Source organism: Amycolatopsis sp. NPDC114503, from assembly GCF_055633655.1.
In genome coordinates this window covers 757,959-774,602 of record NZ_JBVKDT010000002.1, presented here as the reverse complement: position 1 = coordinate 774,602, position 16,644 = coordinate 757,959, and the positions used below count along the sequence as shown (strand labels likewise).

Annotated in this window: 13 protein-coding genes and 1 riboswitch; of the genes, 10 read left to right on the top strand and 3 right to left on the bottom strand. The window is 68.6% G+C overall.

Going from position 1 to position 16,644, the window contains the following annotated elements:
* The first annotated feature begins 39 nt into the window (after positions 1-39).
* Positions 40-702, top strand: coding sequence for a TetR/AcrR family transcriptional regulator (locus ACZ7OI_RS11395; RefSeq protein WP_470264068.1), 663 nt, complete (start codon positions 40-42; stop codon positions 700-702).
* Here ACZ7OI_RS11395 and ACZ7OI_RS11390 read toward each other — a convergent pair.
* Complete coding sequence (locus ACZ7OI_RS11390) at positions 689-2,263, bottom strand: succinic semialdehyde dehydrogenase (protein WP_470264067.1); 1,575 nt, start codon at positions 2,261-2,263, stop codon at positions 689-691. The genes ACZ7OI_RS11395 and ACZ7OI_RS11390 overlap by 14 nt on opposite strands.
* 16 nt (positions 2,264-2,279) lie before the next feature.
* Entirely contained in the window at positions 2,280-3,908 is a 1,629-nt protein-coding gene (locus ACZ7OI_RS11385) for a GMC family oxidoreductase (RefSeq protein WP_470264066.1), read from the bottom strand.
* Between the two features lie 114 nt (positions 3,909-4,022).
* Here ACZ7OI_RS11385 and ACZ7OI_RS11380 point away from each other — a divergent pair, with 114 nt between their 5' ends.
* The 9 genes from ACZ7OI_RS11380 to ACZ7OI_RS11340 all read left to right on the top strand — a co-directional run bounded on the left by ACZ7OI_RS11380 (position 4,023) and on the right by ACZ7OI_RS11340 (position 16,047).
* Positions 4,023-9,092, top strand: a complete 5,070-nt coding sequence (locus ACZ7OI_RS11380) for a leucine-rich repeat domain-containing protein (protein ID WP_470264065.1) — start codon at positions 4,023-4,025, stop codon at positions 9,090-9,092.
* Between the two features lie 123 nt (positions 9,093-9,215).
* Positions 9,216-9,300: riboswitch (adenosylcobalamin (AdoCbl) riboswitch) on the top strand.
* A gap of 42 nt (positions 9,301-9,342) precedes the next feature.
* Positions 9,343-9,552: a CbtB domain-containing protein gene (locus ACZ7OI_RS11375; RefSeq protein WP_009077103.1), complete on the top strand. Its 210-nt coding sequence runs from the start codon at positions 9,343-9,345 to the stop codon at positions 9,550-9,552.
* Between the two features lie 25 nt (positions 9,553-9,577).
* Positions 9,578-10,417, top strand: a complete 840-nt coding sequence (locus ACZ7OI_RS11370) for a CbtA family protein (protein WP_470264064.1) — start codon at positions 9,578-9,580, stop codon at positions 10,415-10,417.
* Positions 10,414-11,079 carry a (2Fe-2S)-binding protein gene (locus ACZ7OI_RS11365; protein WP_470264063.1) on the top strand — a complete coding sequence of 222 codons (666 nt, stop codon included), beginning with the start codon at positions 10,414-10,416 and terminating at the stop codon, positions 11,077-11,079. The genes ACZ7OI_RS11370 and ACZ7OI_RS11365 overlap by 4 nt, the downstream gene beginning before the upstream one ends.
* A gap of 227 nt (positions 11,080-11,306) precedes the next feature.
* Positions 11,307-12,026 carry a DinB family protein gene (locus tag ACZ7OI_RS11360; protein WP_470264062.1) on the top strand — a complete coding sequence of 240 codons (720 nt, stop codon included), beginning with the start codon at positions 11,307-11,309 and terminating at the stop codon, positions 12,024-12,026.
* A gap of 95 nt (positions 12,027-12,121) precedes the next feature.
* Positions 12,122-12,316, top strand: coding sequence for a hypothetical protein (locus tag ACZ7OI_RS11355; RefSeq protein ID WP_470264061.1), 195 nt, complete (start codon positions 12,122-12,124; stop codon positions 12,314-12,316).
* 63 nt (positions 12,317-12,379) lie between these two features.
* On the top strand, positions 12,380-13,132 hold the full coding sequence (locus tag ACZ7OI_RS11350; protein ID WP_470264060.1) for a hypothetical protein: 753 nt from the start codon (positions 12,380-12,382) through the stop codon (positions 13,130-13,132).
* Complete coding sequence (locus ACZ7OI_RS11345; RefSeq protein ID WP_470264059.1) at positions 13,117-13,590, top strand: nuclear transport factor 2 family protein; 474 nt, start codon at positions 13,117-13,119, stop codon at positions 13,588-13,590. Before ACZ7OI_RS11350 ends, ACZ7OI_RS11345 begins: the two co-directional genes overlap by 16 nt.
* A gap of 84 nt (positions 13,591-13,674) precedes the next feature.
* Positions 13,675-16,047, top strand: a complete 2,373-nt coding sequence (locus tag ACZ7OI_RS11340) for an HAD-IC family P-type ATPase (RefSeq protein WP_470264058.1) — start codon at positions 13,675-13,677, stop codon at positions 16,045-16,047.
* A gap of 303 nt (positions 16,048-16,350) precedes the next feature.
* Here the strand turns inward: ACZ7OI_RS11340 and ACZ7OI_RS11335 are convergent, their stop codons facing one another.
* Positions 16,351-16,641: a DUF1918 domain-containing protein gene (locus tag ACZ7OI_RS11335; protein WP_470264057.1), complete on the bottom strand. Its 291-nt coding sequence runs from the start codon at positions 16,639-16,641 to the stop codon at positions 16,351-16,353.
* Positions 16,642-16,644: the final 3 nt, after the last annotated feature.

The window sequence follows — 16,644 nt, the reverse complement described above, 5'->3', positions numbered from 1 at the left end:
CGGACGGTCAGTGGTCAAACTTTCGGTTACAGTGGGCCGATGCCACCCAAAGGCCGCGCCGGGGACATCCTGGCGACGTTCACCCGCTACGTCGCCGAACGCGGATACGACGCCGCGAACTTCTCCGACATCGCCGCCGAGCTGGGGCTGTCGAAGGGCACGATCGTGCACCACTTCGGCACGAAGGACCGGCTGCTCGCCGCGCTGCACGAGTCGTACATGCGCCGCAGGCTCGCCGAGGCCGCGCTGATCCGCGAGCGCCTCGCGACGCCGACCCAGCAACTGGCCGGGCTGCTGCAGGCGTTCGTGCTGTACCAGGTGGTGGACCGGGAGGCGACCGTCGCGTTCCAGCGCGAGGTCGTCCGGCTCGCCGACCACGAGGCGATGGCTGAGGGTCGCCGGATGCGCGCGGAATACCTCGATCTGGTCCGGGCGGTGTTGTCCGAAGGGGTCGCGGCGGGGGAGTTCCGCTCGTGCGACGTCGAGGTGCAGAGCCTGCTGATCTTCGGCTCGGCGCAATGGGCGTGGACGTGGTTCGACCCGGAGGGCCCGGTGTCCGCGGAGCAGGTGGGCGCGCAGCTGGTCGATCTGGTCCTGGGCGGGCTGTTGACGCGACGGGCCCGGCTCAGCGCGCTGACCGAAGCGGACGGAAAGGTGACCCGGGTCGTGCGTCAGTCCATTGCGGACGTTACCGGATCCTGAACCGCCGCATCATCTTCAGCCCGGACAGCATTCCTTCCACGTACTTCTCGTACTTCTGTCCCGGCCGAGGGCTCATCACCGGCTTCTTCAACACTGCCAGGTTCTGCACATCGGTGTACTTCAACAGCCCCTGATCCCCGTGCCGGGCACCGACTCCGGACGTCTTCACCCCACCAGAGGGCGTTCCCTTGGCGGCATACGCCGTCGCCAGACTGTCGTTCACGTTGACGTTGCCCGTCTCCAACCGAGCAGCCACCGCGGAAGCCGCGCGAAGATCCTTGCCCCACACCGAAGCGTTCAGCCCGTAGTCGGTGTCATTCGCCAGCTCGACGGCCTCGTCCACCGTCCGGTACCGGTGCAACGCCACCACGGGACCGAAGGTTTCGGTGACCCCGCACAGCATGTCCTTCGTAACGCCTTCCAGGATGGTCGGCTCGAAGAACGCCGGGCCCAGGTCCGGGCGGGGACGTCCGCCGCACAGTACGGTGGCTCCCTGGGAAACCGCATCGTCCACATGGGACTTTACCCGGTTCAGGTGGTCCACCGAAACCAGCGATCCCATTTCCGGCCCGAAATCGTAAGCCGCCCGTACGTCCAACGAAGAAGCCTTGGCGACAAAGGCTTCCTTGAATTCCTCGTAGCGCGATTCCGGCAGGTAGATCCGCTCGATGTGCATGCAGATCTGCCCGGTGTTGCCGAACGCGCCGAACACCGCGCCCGCCGCGGCGTCGGCGAGATCGGCGTCCGGCAGCACGATCATCGGGTTTTTGCCGCCGAGTTCGAGACAGCAGCCGATCAGGTTCCGGCCCGCCTGTTCGCCGATCACCTTGCCAGTCGCGGTGGATCCGGTGAACATCACGTAGTTGGCCTGGCCGATCAGGGTCGGGCCGACGTCCGGACCCTCGCCGCACACGACCTGGAACAGGCCCTTCGGCAACCCGGCTTCTTCCAGCAACTGCACGCCGTACAGCGGCGAAAGGGCGGTCTTGTTGTCCGGCTTCAACACCACCGCGTTGCCCGCCATCAGCGCCGGAACGGCATCGGAAATACCGGTGGCGAAAGGGAAATTCCACGGCGCGATGATGCCGACGACGCCCTTGGGCACCCGGATCTCGGTCGACGACGACACCAGCGGCACCGGTCCGCCGCGCCGCGTCGGAGCCAGCAGTTTCGGCGCCCGCCGCAGGTAATGGCTCATGATCATCGGCGGATCGCACGTTTCCTCGATCGCCATCCGCCGGTTCTTGCCGCTTTCGACCTGGATCAGGTCGGCGATCGTCCGCGCGCGGTCGATGAAGAGCGAATGCGCCCGCCGGAACACCGCGAGCCGCTGCTTGACCGGCGTCGCGGCCCATTTCGCCTGTGCCGCCCGCGCGGTGGCGAACGCCTGCTCGATGTCAGCGGGCGTCGACTGCGGCAGATCCACCAGGACGTCGCCGGTGTAGACCTCGGTGAGCGGCCACACCGCGCCGCCCGAGCCCGGCACGCGCGCGACGAGCTGCCGGAGGAACTCGTCGGTCGCCGAGGCCGGGCGAGTGGGCCGGACCGGGGTGAGGGTCATGGTCTTCCGCTCCTTCTCAGTTGCCGGAAAGAACCAGCTGCGCGCCCATTTCGCCGATCATGATGCAGGGCGCGTTGGTGTTGCCGCCGGTGATCGACGGCATGATCGAGGCGTCGCAGACCCGCAGCCCGTCCACGCCGCGCACCTTGAGGTCCGGTCCGACGACGGCCAGGTCGTCCACACCCATCCGGCAGGTGCCGACACCGTGGTACACCGACGTCGCGCGGTTGAGGATCGCGTCGCGCAATTCCTGGCCGCGCAGGTGCTTGCCCGGGTGGATCTCCTCGTTGACGGAACCCTTGAACGCCCCCGACGCGAAGATCTCGCGCACCATCTCGGACCCCTCGCCGAGGACTTCGAGGTCGGCCGGGTCCGCGAGGTACTGGGGGTCGATGAGCGGCGTCGCGGCCGGATCCGCCGAGGCGAGCCGGATCGTGCCGCGGCTCTTCGGGTAGATGAGCGTGGTGAGGACGGTCAGCGCCGGCCGCTTGTCGACTGCATGCCGGATCGGCGCGTCCTGGTTCGGCGAAACGTACGCCCACGGCAGCAGGTGCAGCTGCAGGTCCGGCACCGTGTCGGCTTGCGACGTCTTGAGGAACGCGAGCGCCTCGAACACCGAGTTCGCCAGGAACGTCGAACCCGGCTTGAGCAGCTCGCGGGCCATCCCGCGGGCGAAATACGGCGCGGTGCCCTTGTTCTTGCACGACGACACCTGGAACGTCAGCGCGTGGAACATGTGGTCGTGCAGGTTGTCGCCGACCGGCAGATCCGCGAGCACGTCGATGCCGTGCTCCTTGAGATGCTCGGCGTGCCCGATCCCGGACAGCATCAGCAGCTGCGGCGACCCGACGAACCCGGCGGCGAGGATGACCTCCTTGCCCGCCCGGATCGTGCGGTGCTTGCCGCCTGCGTCGGTCACCTCGACCCCGGTCGCGCGGCCGTTCTCGACCACCACTTTCCGCACGAACACGCGGGACTGGATCTCGAGCGTCCGGGGCGCGAGGTGGTGCAGATAGCCGCGCGAGGCGCTGTAGCGGAGGCCGTCGGCAGCGTTCTGCTGCATCCGGCTGACGCCTTCCTGCGACTCGCCGTTGTAGTCGTCGATGATCTCGCAGCCGATCGCGTCGGCCGTCGCGTCGAGGAACTGCAGCGTGCCTTCCTGCGGGATCTTGTTGCGGGTGATCTTGATCGGCCCGCCCGCGCCGCGGAAGGCGTTCTCGCCGTCCTCGAAGTCCTCCATGCGCTTGTACGCGGCGTTGACGCTGTCGGCGTCCCAGCCGGTGTTGCCCTCGGCCGCCCAGGAGTCGAAATTCGCCCGGTTGCCGCGGACGTAGACCATCCCGTTGACCGAACTGGAGCCGCCGAGCACCTTCCCGCGCGGCACCGGCATGCGCCGATCGAGAACATGTTTCTGCGGGACGGAGTAGAACCCCCAGTCGCTCGTCCGCTTCAGCTGGGGCACCGCGTGCAGCGGGGCGACCAGCCCCGGCTTGCGCAACAGCAGCTGCTCGTCGCTCTTGCCCGCTTCGAGCACGATCACGCTGGCCCCGGACTCCGCAAGCCGTCCGGCGACGGCAGCTCCCGAGCTGCCCGACCCGACGACCACGTAGTCGGCTTCGTTGCTCCGGGCCACCCTGGCTGCCATGTCCGCTCCTCGTCCCGCGCACCGCCGAAACTATAACCTGTTCTAGTTCAGGCACGGTATAGCTTTCCCGCCGGACGCGCAACGCTTCGCGCGCGAACCTGATTGACTTGCCCCATGGGGACCGAGGACGCGAACCGCCGCATCGACGCCGCGCTCGCCGCCGAGGAGACGACGCTGGATCTGCGGGGGCTGCAGCTGACGGAGGTCCCGCCCAGGGTGGCGGAGATCGGCGGCCTCGAGAAGCTGGTGCTGGAGGGCAACTTCTTGCGCGAGCTGCCGGAATGGCTCGCGGGGCTTCCGGTGCGGGAGCTGGACCTCCGCCGCAACCGCCTGGTGCGGTTGCCGGAGTGGCTGGGGACGATGGCCGGTCTCCGCAGCCTCGAGGTGAACGAGAACCGGCTCGTCGAACTGCCTCGATCAATGGCCGGGCTGGAGCTGGCCGAGCTGTTCGTCAGCGGGAACCCCGTCGAGCCGCCGGAGTGGCTCGGCGGGATCACCAGCCTGCGGATGCTGGACCTGGGCAGCTGCGGGCTGGCCAGCGTCCCGGAGTGGGTGCGCGGCTTGCCGAACCTGGTCCGGCTCGATCTGGACGGCAATAGGCTCGAGAGCCTCCCGGGCTGGCTCGGCGAGATCCCCGGCCTGGCGAAGCTGTACCTGCATGACAACCTGCTGACCGAGCTGCCGCACTGGATGCGTGGCCTGCCGCTCGTCGAGCTGTACCTCGACGACAACCCGCTGGCCGAGGTGCCCGCTTGGCTGGGCGAAGCGAACGGGCTGACGGAACTCAGCCTGGTCCGTTTGCGCCTGGCCGAGGTTCCCGGGTGGGTCGCCGGGCTGGACCGCCTCACCCGGCTCGACCTGGACGGAAACCAGGTGGCCGAGCTGCCGGACTGGATCGGCGGCCTGGAGAAGCTGACCGTGCTGAACGTCGCGCGGAACCGGCTGCGCACGGTGCCGCGGCTGCCGTCCGGGCTCCGGGAACTGCGCCTCGCGTCGAACCCGCTCCCGGAGCTGCCCGACCACCTGGCGACCCTGACCGGGCTGACGACGCTGGCCCTGAGCGACCTCGCGCTGGGCGAGGTGCCCGGATGGGTCCGCGGCTGCACCGGCCTGACGGGGCTGTACGTCGACCGGAACGAATTGACCGGGCTGCCGGAGTGGCTCGGCGAGCTGACCGCGCTGAAAGCCTTGTGGATCAACGACAACCGCTTGGCCGAGCTGCCGGAGTCGTTGCGCGGCCTGCGCGATCTCCGTCGGCTGTATCTGGGCAACAACCTGCTGCGCGGACTTCCCGGGTGGCTCGGCGAGCTGACCGGACTGGTCACGCTCGGCGCCGGCGGATGCGGTCTCACCGAGCTGCCGCAGTGGCTGAACGGGTTGCGCGGGCTCGAAGTCCTGTGGTTGAACGACAATCCGCTGCGCGAGCTGCCGGGCTGGTTGGCTCGGCTCGAGAGCCTCGTGCAGCTCAGGCTCGACAACACCCAGCTCGCCGAACTGCCGGACTGGCTGGGCGAGCTGGCCCAGCTCACCACGCTGCACCTCGACTCCTTGCCGCTGGCCGAGCTGCCGTCGTGGCTGCGGGCGACCGAGCTGACCGAGCTGAGCCTCGGCAATTGCGGGCTGAAAGAGCTGCCCGACTGGTTCGGGGACCTGACGTCGCTGCAGATCCTCCAGCTGTCCTCGAACCAGTTGCCGGACCTTCCCGGTTCTTTCGGCCGCCTGACCGGGCTGACCGAACTGCGGATGAACTTCAACCGGCTGGCACAGCTGCCCGGCCCGCTCGTCAATCTGCGCGTTCTTTCCGTTCTCGTCAATCGGATCGCGGAGGTGCCGAGCTGGGTGCGCCAGTGCTCCGACCTTCGCGAGCTGTCGCTGGGGGACAACCGTCTCAGCGGGGTGCCGGAATGGCTGGGCGATTTCCCGGCGCTGACGAGGCTGGACCTGGCTCGCTGCGACCTCGACGCGGTGCCCGGCTGCGTGCGCGGCTTGCGTCGGCTCGACGGACTGGACCTGAGCGGCAACCGGATCGCGGAGCTTCCCGGCTGGTTTCCGGAACTCGAGAGCTTGACCGACGTGCGGCTGGACAACAACAAGCTGGCCGTCCTCCCCGCGGAGCTCGCCGGGCTGAAACACCTGATGTCGCTTTCCGTGCGGAACAACCAGATCGCCGAACTGCCGCAGTGGCTGGGTTCGTGCCAGGCGTTGACCGATCTGCGGATCAGCGCGAATCCGCTGAACCGGCTGCCGGACGTGGTGGGCGAGCTGACCGGTCTCGTCATGCTCGAGTTCGACGACATCGGGATCACCGAGCTGCCCTCGTGGCTGGAGGACTTCGGCGGGTTGCGCTACCTCTCGGCCGACGGGAACCCGCTGGACTTGACCGCTTTCGACTTCGGCGGGCTGGCCGGGCTTCGCAGTCTGTACCTCGCCCGGTGTTCGCTCGGCGAGCTGCCGGACACGTTGGCTCAGCTCACGAGATTGCGATTTCTCGAAGTCAGCAACAACGAACTCGCCGCGGTGCCTGAGTGGCTGAGCGAGTTGACGGCTCTCACCAGCTTGTCCTTGGGAGGCAACCAGCTACGCGCGCTTCCGGCGAAGATCGGCGCTCTCGCCAAGCTCAGGTGGCTGCGAGCCGGGCGGAACGATCTCGCGGACCTGCCGGACAGCCTGACCGACCTGGCCAGCCTCGAAATGCTCGACCTGTCGGTCAATCAGCTGCGCGCCCTCCCGGCGCATCTCGACAAGCTCGTGAGCCTGAGCAATTTGTCCGTGGCGGAGAACTCGCTGACCGAACTCCCGGAGTCCCTGGGACACGTCGCTGGTCTTCAAAGCCTGGACGTCCGCGGCAACCAACTCACCGCCCTCCCCGAAACTCTCCCGCACCTGACCCGCCTCACCACCCTCCTCCTCTCCGACAACCACCTCCGCAGTCTCCCCTCCGCCCTCGCCGAACTCCCCAACCTCGCCACCCTCAGCGTCTCCGGAAACCCCTTCATCAGCCCGCCCCCGGAAATCACCGCCAGCGGTTCCGAATCCGTCCTCGAATTCCTCCGTGAATGCGAGCGCGGAAGCACCGCCCAATGGGTCTCGAAACTCCTCGTAGTAGGCGAAGGCGGCGTAGGCAAAACCTCCCTTGTCCGGGCCCTCGCCGAAGACGCGCACGACCCCGATGAACCCTCCACGCACGGCCTCCTCGTCCGGGACCTCGAACTGGACCATCCGGGCCGCGACGTCCGGATGCGCCTGAGCACCTGGGATTTCGGCGGCCAGCAGATCTACCACGCCACCCATCAGTTCTTCCTCACCAACCGTTCCCTCTTCGTCCTCCTGTGGAATTCGCGACTGGGCTGGGAACAAGGCAAACTCCACTACTGGCTCGACATTATCACTGCCCGCGCGCCGGAATCGCCGATCGTTCTGGTGGCCACGCACATTCACGGCCGTCCGGTGGATCTGCCGCTCGCCGAATTGCGGGCGAAATACCTGAGAATCGTCGCGAGTGTGCACGTGGACAACGCGACACGCGACGGTGTCGGAGAACTCCGCGACCTTCTCGCACGGCATGCGGCGGAATTGCCGCTCATGGGTTCGGAATGGCCGACGTCGTGGCTGGCCGCCGCGGACGCGGTGCGGCAGACCCAGGAGAACCACATCACCGTCGGCCGGATGTGGCAGAGCATGGCTAAAGCCGGGGTCACCGGTGCTGAGCCGAGCCGGTTCATCGCGCGGGCGCTGCACGAACTCGGCGACATCCTTTATTACCCGGAGGATCCCGAATTGCAGGAAACGGTCGTGCTGCGGCCGTCGTGGGTCAACGACTACATCAGCCGCGTCCTGGACAGCGACGAGGTCGCCGAAAAGCACGGGCTGCTCACGAGGGAACACCTGACCGCGCTGTGGCACGACCTCGACAAGGGGATCCGCGACCATTTCCTCGGCATGATGGACAAATACGACCTGTCCTACCGCGTCGAGTCGAGCGGCGGGGGAGACCTCAGCCTGGTCGTCGAGCGGCTGCAGTGGAATCCGCCGGACTACGAACCGCAATGGGCGGCCGCGCGGGAGAATTCCCAGCAGATCAAGGTCATCTACCGGCTCAACACCATGCCGCCGGGCATTCCGACCTGGTTCATCGCACGGTCGCACCGGTTCAGCCGCGACGTGCATTGGCGCACCGGCGCGCTGCTCGGCCACCGCGACGGCCGCCATCTCGCGCTCGTCAGCGCGGATCGCCAGCACAACACCGTCGAGCTGACCGTGCGCGGGCCGTCGCCGGTCGGGTTCTTCATGGTGCTGGACGAGGGCCTCAACCTGACCCTGGAACGCTTTCCCGGCCTGGACATCACGCGCCGCGTGCCGTGCCGGTGCGAGCCGGACTGCCCGGAGCTGTTCGACTACGAGAACCTCCGCGCCCGGCTGGAGCGCACGCCGCCCAAGCACGAGATCGAATGCCATCGCTCCGGCGAGCAGGTTTCGGTGCCGGAGCTGCTGTTCGGCCTCTCGCCGGCCGAGCGCGATTCGACGCGCGCGTCCATGGAGCAGCTGACCCGGACCGTCGAGCAGTTCGGCGAGCGGCTGGAGGAGCAGAGCGATTACCACCAGCGGATGTTCCTTCGCCTGCAACGGCTCGCGCAGCACCAGCAGGAAGCCCGCTGCCCCAGCGTGTTCGCGGTCGTCCCGGCCGGGCGGCGGCGGATCACCGGCTCGCCGTACGAGATCCACCTCTATTGCGAGGAACCCGGCGCCTGGCATCGGCTGGACGGCGACAAGGGCGTCTACCCGGTTTCGCAGCCGCACGAGTGGTTCGTGAAGCTCGGGCCGTACCTGGAGCATCTCATCCGGGTGCTCAAACACGCCGCGCCGCTGGCCGGGCCGGCGCTCGGGGTCGCTGCCGGCGTGCTGAACGAGCAGCTGAAATCCGACACCGACCTGATGAAGGAGCTGGCCGCGCAGCTGCCGAAGGACCTGCACCGCGAGCGCGTGCTGCCCGGTGCGGACCGGTCCGACGACGACCTTCCGGAGCCGCACGCGAAGACCGACGCGGACTTCCGCGCGCTGAAGGCGATGCTCGGCAAACTCGACCCGGACGAGGAATGGGGCGGCCTGTCGCGCTACGACACGCCGGAGGGACTGACGCTTTACCTGTGCCCCGAGCACCTGGCCTTCTACCGCAACCCCGCGTGAGCGGCCTTGCTCCGTTCGGTGCGACCCCGCGCACACCGGCTGGGCAAACCAGGCGATAAGCGACACGTCGGACCCTCGGTCGATTGACGACCGGCCGGACACCGCCGTACCGTGCTGCTCGCGCGACGGCTTCCCGAAGCCGGTGAGATTCCGGCACGGTCGCGCCACTGTGTGCCCATCCCGGGCAAGTCAGGTCGAGGAGCCGTCGTCAGGTCCACCCGCAAGGGACGCGTCATCCCGAAGGAGAGCCATGGCCACCATTCCGGCCGACCGGTCCACCCCGGTCGTCTTGCCCGTGTCGAAAGCCGCTTTGCTGCTCGGCGCCACCATCGTCGGCGCGCTGCTGCTGTACTACTTCATCGGCGTCGACCAGGGCGCGGTCTCGATCTTCGGCAGCGACACCCACGTGCACGAGTTCGTCCACGACGCGCGGCACTTCCTCGGCTTCCCCTGCCACTGACGCGCCCGGAACGGACAACCGAACAATGCAGAACAAGCTGATTCTGCGCGGCCTCCTCGCCGGAGCGCTGGGCGGATTGCTGGCGTTCGTCTTCGCCCGGGTCTTCGCCGAACCGCTGACCCAGGCGGCCATCGACTACGAATCCGGCCGCGACGAGGCGCAGATGGCGCTCGACAAGGCCGCCGGCGTGCCGACCGAGCACGAGGGCCACGAGATCTTCAGCCGTGCGGTGCAGGGCAACCTCGGCATCGGGCTCGGCATGGTGCTCTTCGGGGTCGCGATGGGCCTGCTGTTCGCGGTGACCTACACCGTGCTGCTGGGCCGCGTCGGCCGGATCCGCGCGCGGGTGCTGGCGGTGCTCGTGGCCGGGGCCGGTTTCCTGTCGCTGTACCTCGTGCCGTTCCTGAAATACCCGGCCAACCCGCCGGCGGTCGGGCACGAGGCCACCATCGGCGCGCGCACCGGGCTCTACCTGACGATGGTCGTCGCGTCGGTGGTCTTCCTGGTCGCGGCCGTCGTCGTGGGCAAACGGCTCGCGCCGAAGCTGGGCAACTGGAACGCGACCCTCGTCGCGGGCGCCGGGTTCGTCGTGCTGTCCGCGCTCCTGATGGCGCTGCTGCCGTCGCTCGGGTCGCTGGCCAGCAACGTCGCCGAGTACGGCCCGCAGACCAGCGAAACCCCGCTGCCGCTCAAGGGTCCGGACGGCCAGATCGTGTACCCCGGATTCCCCGCCGACACGCTCGTCGGATTCCGGCTCTACTCGGTGCTGGCGCAGGTCATCCTCTGGGCGACCATCGCGCTCGTGTTCGGCCCGCTCGCCGAACGCGTGCTCGACCGCGGGCGCGCGGTTACCGTCGAGGCGTGAACCCGCTGACCGGACTGGGCCCGTTCTTCGCCGTCGACACGCATTCGGCCGAGGAACCGGCCTCGCCGTGGCGTCCGCTGTCCGAAGTCCTCGACGACGGCCCGGTTCTGCGCGAACGGATCGCGCAGAACCGGGCCGTGCTCGGCGGCGATTTCGTCGAAGTGCGGGTCGCGGCGTCGATCGCGCATCTCGGGCTCGCGGCGCGGCTCATCTCGCCCGCGTTAGGCCAAGCTGTCGGGGCAGGCGCGGTTCCGGACTACTCGACGGCTTGGTGGCAGCCGAAACTCGGCGGTGCGTTTCCGTTGTCCTTGACGGAGAATCCGCCGGTTGAGTCCGATGTGGTCGCTGCCTTTGCGGAACGGGTGCTGCGCGGTCCGTTGGCGCGGTTGGACAAGGCGATGGCGCAGTTCTCGCTGGCGGAGAATGTCCGGCGGGGGAATGTGGCTTCGGCGCTGAACGGGGCGGTGACGGTGTTGCGGTCCGAGCGTCCAGAGTGGACTGATCGGGTCGCCGGAATCGTTGCCGCGCTGGAGGAATTGCCGGAGCTTGCCGGTACTGCGACTCGGGAGGACGGTCGGTTTCGGCGTCGCAGCTGCTGCCTGTTCTATCGCGCGACGCCGGATCGCGACGGTCCGAAATGCGGGGACTGCGTGCTGGCCTGACCGGTCACGGGGCTCGATTGGCCTGATTGTCGACGAAGAACATGGCCAGCTGGTGAGAGGTCATCAGGCCGCAGGGGCTGGTCGTGAACTGCGTGAGATCCAGCGGGGCGTCGGGGAGCGGCGGTGACAGGCGCGGCGGAGGCGACGGCGCGGACGAGCAGCCAGGAAGATCCTCCGGCAAGCCGGGGAACCCGTTTTTGTCGGTGCCCGGACCTAGGATGCGGAGCATGAAACGGTATGTCGACGAGGACCTGAACGGCGCGGAGTTCCGCGAGTGCGATCTGACCGGGGCGCGCCTGATCGGCGTCGTCATGCAGGACGCTGTGATCGACGGGCTCGTCTCCAACCTCGTGGTGAACGGGGTCGAGGTCGGCGAGTACGTCGAGGCGGAGCTGGACCGGCGGCATCCGGTGCGGGTGCTGGTCCGCTCCGAGGACCCTGCCGATCTGCGCGAGGCAGCGCGTCAGCTCCGGGCCGGCTGGGCCGCCACCGTCGAGCGCATCCGGCGTACGCCCGGCATCGAGCGCCGGAGCGTGAACGACGAGTGGTCGGCGGTACAGACGATGCGCCACCTGGTCTTCGTCCACGACTCGTGGTTCCGCCGCTGCTGTCTTGGCTCGACGGAGCTGTTCACGCCGATGGGCATCGGGCCGGATGCCGAGCCCTACCGCGAAGCGCACGGGCTGGACCGCTCGCTCGATCCGTCCCTTGACGAGATCGTGCGCGTGCGTGCCGCACAGGAAGCCGAGCTTGAGGCCTGGCTCGACGAGGTCACCGCCGCGCAGCTCGCCGCACCAGCGCCGGTGCCCGACGACGATGTCTGGCCGCCGTACGCCCGGGGCCGCTCCGTGCGGCAGTGCCTTCGCACGGTGCTCAATGAGACCTTCGAGCACCACGGCTTCTGCGTCCGCGACCTCGGCCTGATCGAGGCCCAGGACGCGGAGTAGGGCCTGACCTCGAGCTTGCCGAGACCGCCTCAATGGGCCTGCGATCGAGATCTGCGCGGGGAACACTGGCGAAGGAGAGTGTCGGGAGGTTTGCCATGCGGAGGAACTACTGGACCTACAGCGCCGGGCTGCTCGTCGCGTGGGCGCTGGTCTTCCTGCTCGTCGGCCTGCTCCGCGGCAAGCACGAGGTGCAGGTCGTGCTGCCGGTGTTCGGCGGCTTCTGCATCGGCTGGGTGAGCACCACCATCGCGCGGTATGTGTACCCGCCTCCGAAGCAGTGGCTGAGCTGAACCCGTCCCGGTCGCCGAGACGATCGCGGCCGCCGCGGCGCCGTTGTTCGTAAGGTCGGCCCGGTGTTCTCCGAACGAGCGTTTTTCTCCTTCGTCGCGCTGGCCGACGCCGCGCGGAAACGCGAGTACAACGAGTGGCATCAGCTCGACCACCTGCCGGAGAACCTGCGCCTCCCCGGCGTCGCGCACGGCGACCGCTGGGCCTGGACCGGCGACGGCGCCGCGAGCCCGGAGCTGGCCGGCGTCGACTACGTGGCGATGTACTGGTTCCGCCCGCCGTACGAGCAAAGCGTGGCGCAGTGGCGCAAGCTCGGCGAGGACTCGTTCCAATGGGGCCGCGGACCGCTGATCCCCGGCGTGCGGCGGCCGTTGCTGGGGTTCTTCACGCCGGTGCTCGGCTACGTCGCGCCGCGCGTCCGGCTGTCCGCGGACGCGCTGCCGTTCCGGCCGAACCGCGGCCTGCACGTCACGGTCACCGAGCTGGCCGAAACGCACGGCGGCGAAGCGCACGCGCAATTCGCCTGGCAGGACCGGAGCCGGATTCCGGACCTGCTGACCTGCCCGGGCGTCGCCGGAGCCTGGACGTTCTCCTTCCTCGGCAGGCAGCAGCATTCGACGCTGAAGATCGGCTCCGAAGAGGAACGCGAGCCGGGTTCGCTGCGGGTCCGGCTGCTGTACCTGGACGAGGATCCGGTGGAGGTGAGCCGCGGAATCGCCGAACGGGAGCAGGAAGGGGAGCCCGCGCCGCATCCGGAAGCGGAGCGGGTGCTGCTGTCCGGACCGGTTCGCACGATCGTCCCGTGGCAGGACTGGTGATTCCGGTCGAGGAGTGGGCGGCGCTGCACGATCTCGTGCACCGTTACGCCGCCCGCGTCGACGAGCGCGATTTCGCCGGAGTCGCCCGGCTGTTCGGCGATGACGGCGTGCTCGTGCTGCCAGACCCGCCTCGCGATTTCGGCCCGGTGCAGGAGCATCGCGGTCCCGAAGGCGTCGCAGCGGCTTTGTCGGTCCTGGACGAGGTGCCGCTGACCGCGCACAGCATCACCGGTGCGGTCTTCGATCCCGGCGACGACCCCGCGACCGCCCGCGGAAGGATCGCCTGCGTCGCCCACCACATCACCCCGCGCGACGGACGCTTCGCCGACGCGGTGTGGCATCTGCGCTATCTCGACCGCTACGCGAAGATCGGCGGCGAATGGCGGTTCGCCCGCCGCGAGGTGCACCTCGATCTGATCGGAACGAGGGAGATCCGCGCGTCCCGCCTCGGCCGGTGACCTGCGCCGAGTCACCCGAACGGGCGGACCCGTCCGGGGCGGGGACGCGACGGGGTTGCCCGAAAACTGCGTAAGGTCGAGCTCATGCCAGGGGAAGACGGCCTGCTCACGCAGGACAGCACGCGCGGGCTCACCGCGGCCGAGGTGGCCGAGCGGGTCGCCGCGGGACGGACCAACGACGTGCCCTCGCGCACGAGCCGCAGCGCGTGGGACATCGTCCGGGCGAATGTCTTCACCCGGATCAACGCGATCTTCGCGGTGCTCGCGGTCATCATCTTCTCGACCGGTTTCCTGCTGGACGGGCTGTTCGCCGGGGTGATCGTGGCGAACAGCGTCGTCGGCATCGTGCAGGAGCTGCGGGCCAAGCGGACGCTGGACCGGCTCGCGATCGTCGGCCAGGTGCGCCCGCGCGTGCGCCGCGACGGGACGAGCAGCGAGCTGGCCCCGGAGGAGGTCGTCGCCGACGACGTGATCGAGATCGGCGCGGGCGACCAGGTCGTGGTCGACGGCGAGGTGCTGTCCGCGGACGCGCTCGAGGTCGACGAATCGCTGCTCACCGGCGAATCGGACCCGGTGGTGAAACACGCGGGCGACCCGATCATGTCCGGCAGTTTCGTGGTGGCCGGGAACGGCGCGTACCGGGCGACGAAGGTCGGCTCGGAGGCGTACGCGGCGAAGCTGGCCGAGGAGGCGGGCCGGTTCACGCTGGTCGATTCGGAGCTGCGGAACGGGATCAACAAGATCCTCAAGGTCATCACGTACCTGCTGATCCCGGCCGGCGCGCTGTCGATCTACAACGCGCTTTCCGGTTCGCAGGCGCTGCCCGCCGCACTGCGCGGGATGGTCGCGGCGCTCGTCCCGATGGTCCCGGAGGGGCTGATCCTGCTGACGTCGGTCGCGTTCGCGGTCGGCGTGATCCGGCTGGGCCGCAGGCAATGCCTGGTCAACGAGCTGCCCGCGATCGAGGGGCTGGCCCGCGTGGACGTCGTCTGCGCGGACAAGACCGGCACGCTCACCGAGAACACGATGCGGCTGTCGGAGCTGCGGCGGCTGCACGAGGCGGGCGAGGCTCCGGAGACGGTGCTGGCCGCGCTCGCCGCCGCCGACCCGCGCCCGAACGCCAGCCTGGCCGCGATCGCCGAGGGCTGCCCGGCCGCGCCGGACTGGACGGCGACCGCCGTGGTGCCGTTCTCGTCGGCGCGGAAATGGAGCGGCGCGGCGTTCGGCGAGCACGGCGACTGGGTGCTCGGCGCGCCGGACGTGCTGCTGCCCGCCGAATCGGAGGAGCGCGCGGAAGCGGAACGGATCGGCGCGCAGGGCCTGCGGGTGCTGTTGCTCGGCCGCGCGGCGAACGCCGTCGACGCGCCGGACGGTCCGGGCAAGGTCACGCCGGTCGCGCTGGCCGTGCTGGAGCAGAAGATCCGCGGCGACGCCCGCGAGACGCTGGACTACTTCGCCGCCCAAGGCGTTGCGGTGAAGCTGATTTCGGGCGACAACGCGGTGTCGGTCGGCGGCGTGGCCCGTGTGCTGGAGCTGCCCGGCGGCGAGGCTCCGGTCGACGCGCGGACGCTGTCCGAGGACCCCGGGGAGCTGGCTTCGCAGCTTGAAGAGACCGCGGTGTTCGGCCGCGCGACGCCCGCGCAGAAACGGGCGATGGTCGCGGCGTTGCAGGCTCGTGGGCATACCGTCGCGATGACTGGGGACGGGGTCAACGACGTTCTCGCGTTGAAGGACTCCGACGTCGGGGTCGCGATGGGCGCGGGCAGTCCGGCGACGCGGTCTGTTGCGCAGATCGTGTTGCTGGACAATGCTTTCGCGACTCTGCCGTATGTTGTCGGCGAAGGCCGTCGGGTGATCGGGAATATTGAACGCGTCGCGAATTTGTTCCTCACCAAGACCGTGTATTCGGTGTTGCTGGCGTTGATCGTCGGGGTGCCTGGGTTGATCGGGCTGGATGCGATGCCGTATCCGTTCCTGCCCCGGCATGTGACGATCGTTGGCTGGTTTACGATCGGTCTGCCTGCGTTCGTGTTGTCGTTGGCGCCTAATAATGATCGTGCGCGGAGTGGGTTCGTCGGACGGGTGCTGCGGATGGCGGTTCCGGCGGGGGTCGTGATCGGGGTGGCGTCGTTTGTGTCGTACATCCTGGTTCATCCTGGGAGCGCGACTAGCCATGTCGCGCAGGTGCAGGCGAGTACTACGGCGTTGATGACGTTGATGGCGTTGGCGTTGTGGGTATTGGCGGTTGTCGCGCGGCCTTATACGTGGTGGAAGGCTGCGTTGGTGGGGACTATGGCGGTGGTTTCGGCGTTGATGTTTCTGCTGCCTTGGACTCGGGAGACTTTTGAGCTGGATCCTAGTAATGCGGGGTACACGCTGACTGCGGTGTGTTGTGCGGTGGCGGGGGTGGGGCTGATCGAGATTGGGCGGTGGGTGGGGAATCGGATCGGGAGGTAGGTTGCTGGGCGGCTCGTCGCCTGGCGGCGACATTGCGCGTGGGTGCGTTGCGTGGGGCACCCCGAAGCTTGATTGTGCTGACGGTTCGGGGGTGCTTGTCAAGGCGGGAAAGATGCCTTGACAAGCACCCCCGAACCGCAGGGGAGCTTCGTATCGGGGTGCGGGGAGGGGCTGGGTGCCTCGATGGGTGGGGGGCGTTGGTGGCGGTTTGCGGGCGGGCTGTGAAGGGCTCCTTGAGGGAATCTGAGTACGTGAAGGGGTCCCCTGCGGCCTGGTGGTGGTCGTGAGGGGAACCCGGGGGAATCAGCGTCCGTCAGGGTTCCCCTCATGGACTGCTGCTTGCGTTTGCTGCAGCGCTCCCAGATGTGCGGAGCGTTCGCGGTCGTGTGCGTTTTGGGCGGCCAGTTCGGCGTCGGTTAGCACGATCGCGTCGGGGCCCGGGAAGACGGTCGAGTCGTGGTCTGCGCCTTCCCAGCGGACGGTGAACGGCGGGTCGCCTTCCGGCGAGCCTACGGCCACGATGCGGCCTCGGTGCTCCGGTACGTCGACGTGGATTCCCTTTACTATCAGCCAATCTCCGCGTTGTGCGTGCATGGT

Excerpts from the sequence above, each read along its gene's own strand:
- ACZ7OI_RS11395 (WP_470264068.1), top strand. The coding sequence starts at position 40 with ATGCCACCCAAAGGCCGCGCCGGGGACATCCTGGCGACGTTCACCCGC.
- ACZ7OI_RS11390 (WP_470264067.1), bottom strand. The coding sequence starts at position 2,263 with ATGACCCTCACCCCGGTCCGGCCCACTCGCCCGGCCTCGGCGACCGAC.
- ACZ7OI_RS11385 (WP_470264066.1), bottom strand. The coding sequence starts at position 3,908 with ATGGCAGCCAGGGTGGCCCGGAGCAACGAAGCCGACTACGTGGTCGTC.
- ACZ7OI_RS11380 (WP_470264065.1), top strand. The coding sequence starts at position 4,023 with ATGGGGACCGAGGACGCGAACCGCCGCATCGACGCCGCGCTCGCCGCC.
- ACZ7OI_RS11375 (WP_009077103.1), top strand. The coding sequence starts at position 9,343 with ATGGCCACCATTCCGGCCGACCGGTCCACCCCGGTCGTCTTGCCCGTG.
- ACZ7OI_RS11370 (WP_470264064.1), top strand. The coding sequence starts at position 9,578 with ATGCAGAACAAGCTGATTCTGCGCGGCCTCCTCGCCGGAGCGCTGGGC.
- ACZ7OI_RS11360 (WP_470264062.1), top strand. The coding sequence starts at position 11,307 with ATGAAACGGTATGTCGACGAGGACCTGAACGGCGCGGAGTTCCGCGAG.
- ACZ7OI_RS11355 (WP_470264061.1), top strand. The coding sequence starts at position 12,122 with ATGCGGAGGAACTACTGGACCTACAGCGCCGGGCTGCTCGTCGCGTGG.
- ACZ7OI_RS11340 (WP_470264058.1), top strand. The coding sequence starts at position 13,675 with ATGCCAGGGGAAGACGGCCTGCTCACGCAGGACAGCACGCGCGGGCTC.
- ACZ7OI_RS11335 (WP_470264057.1), bottom strand. The coding sequence starts at position 16,641 with ATGCACGCACAACGCGGAGATTGGCTGATAGTAAAGGGAATCCACGTC.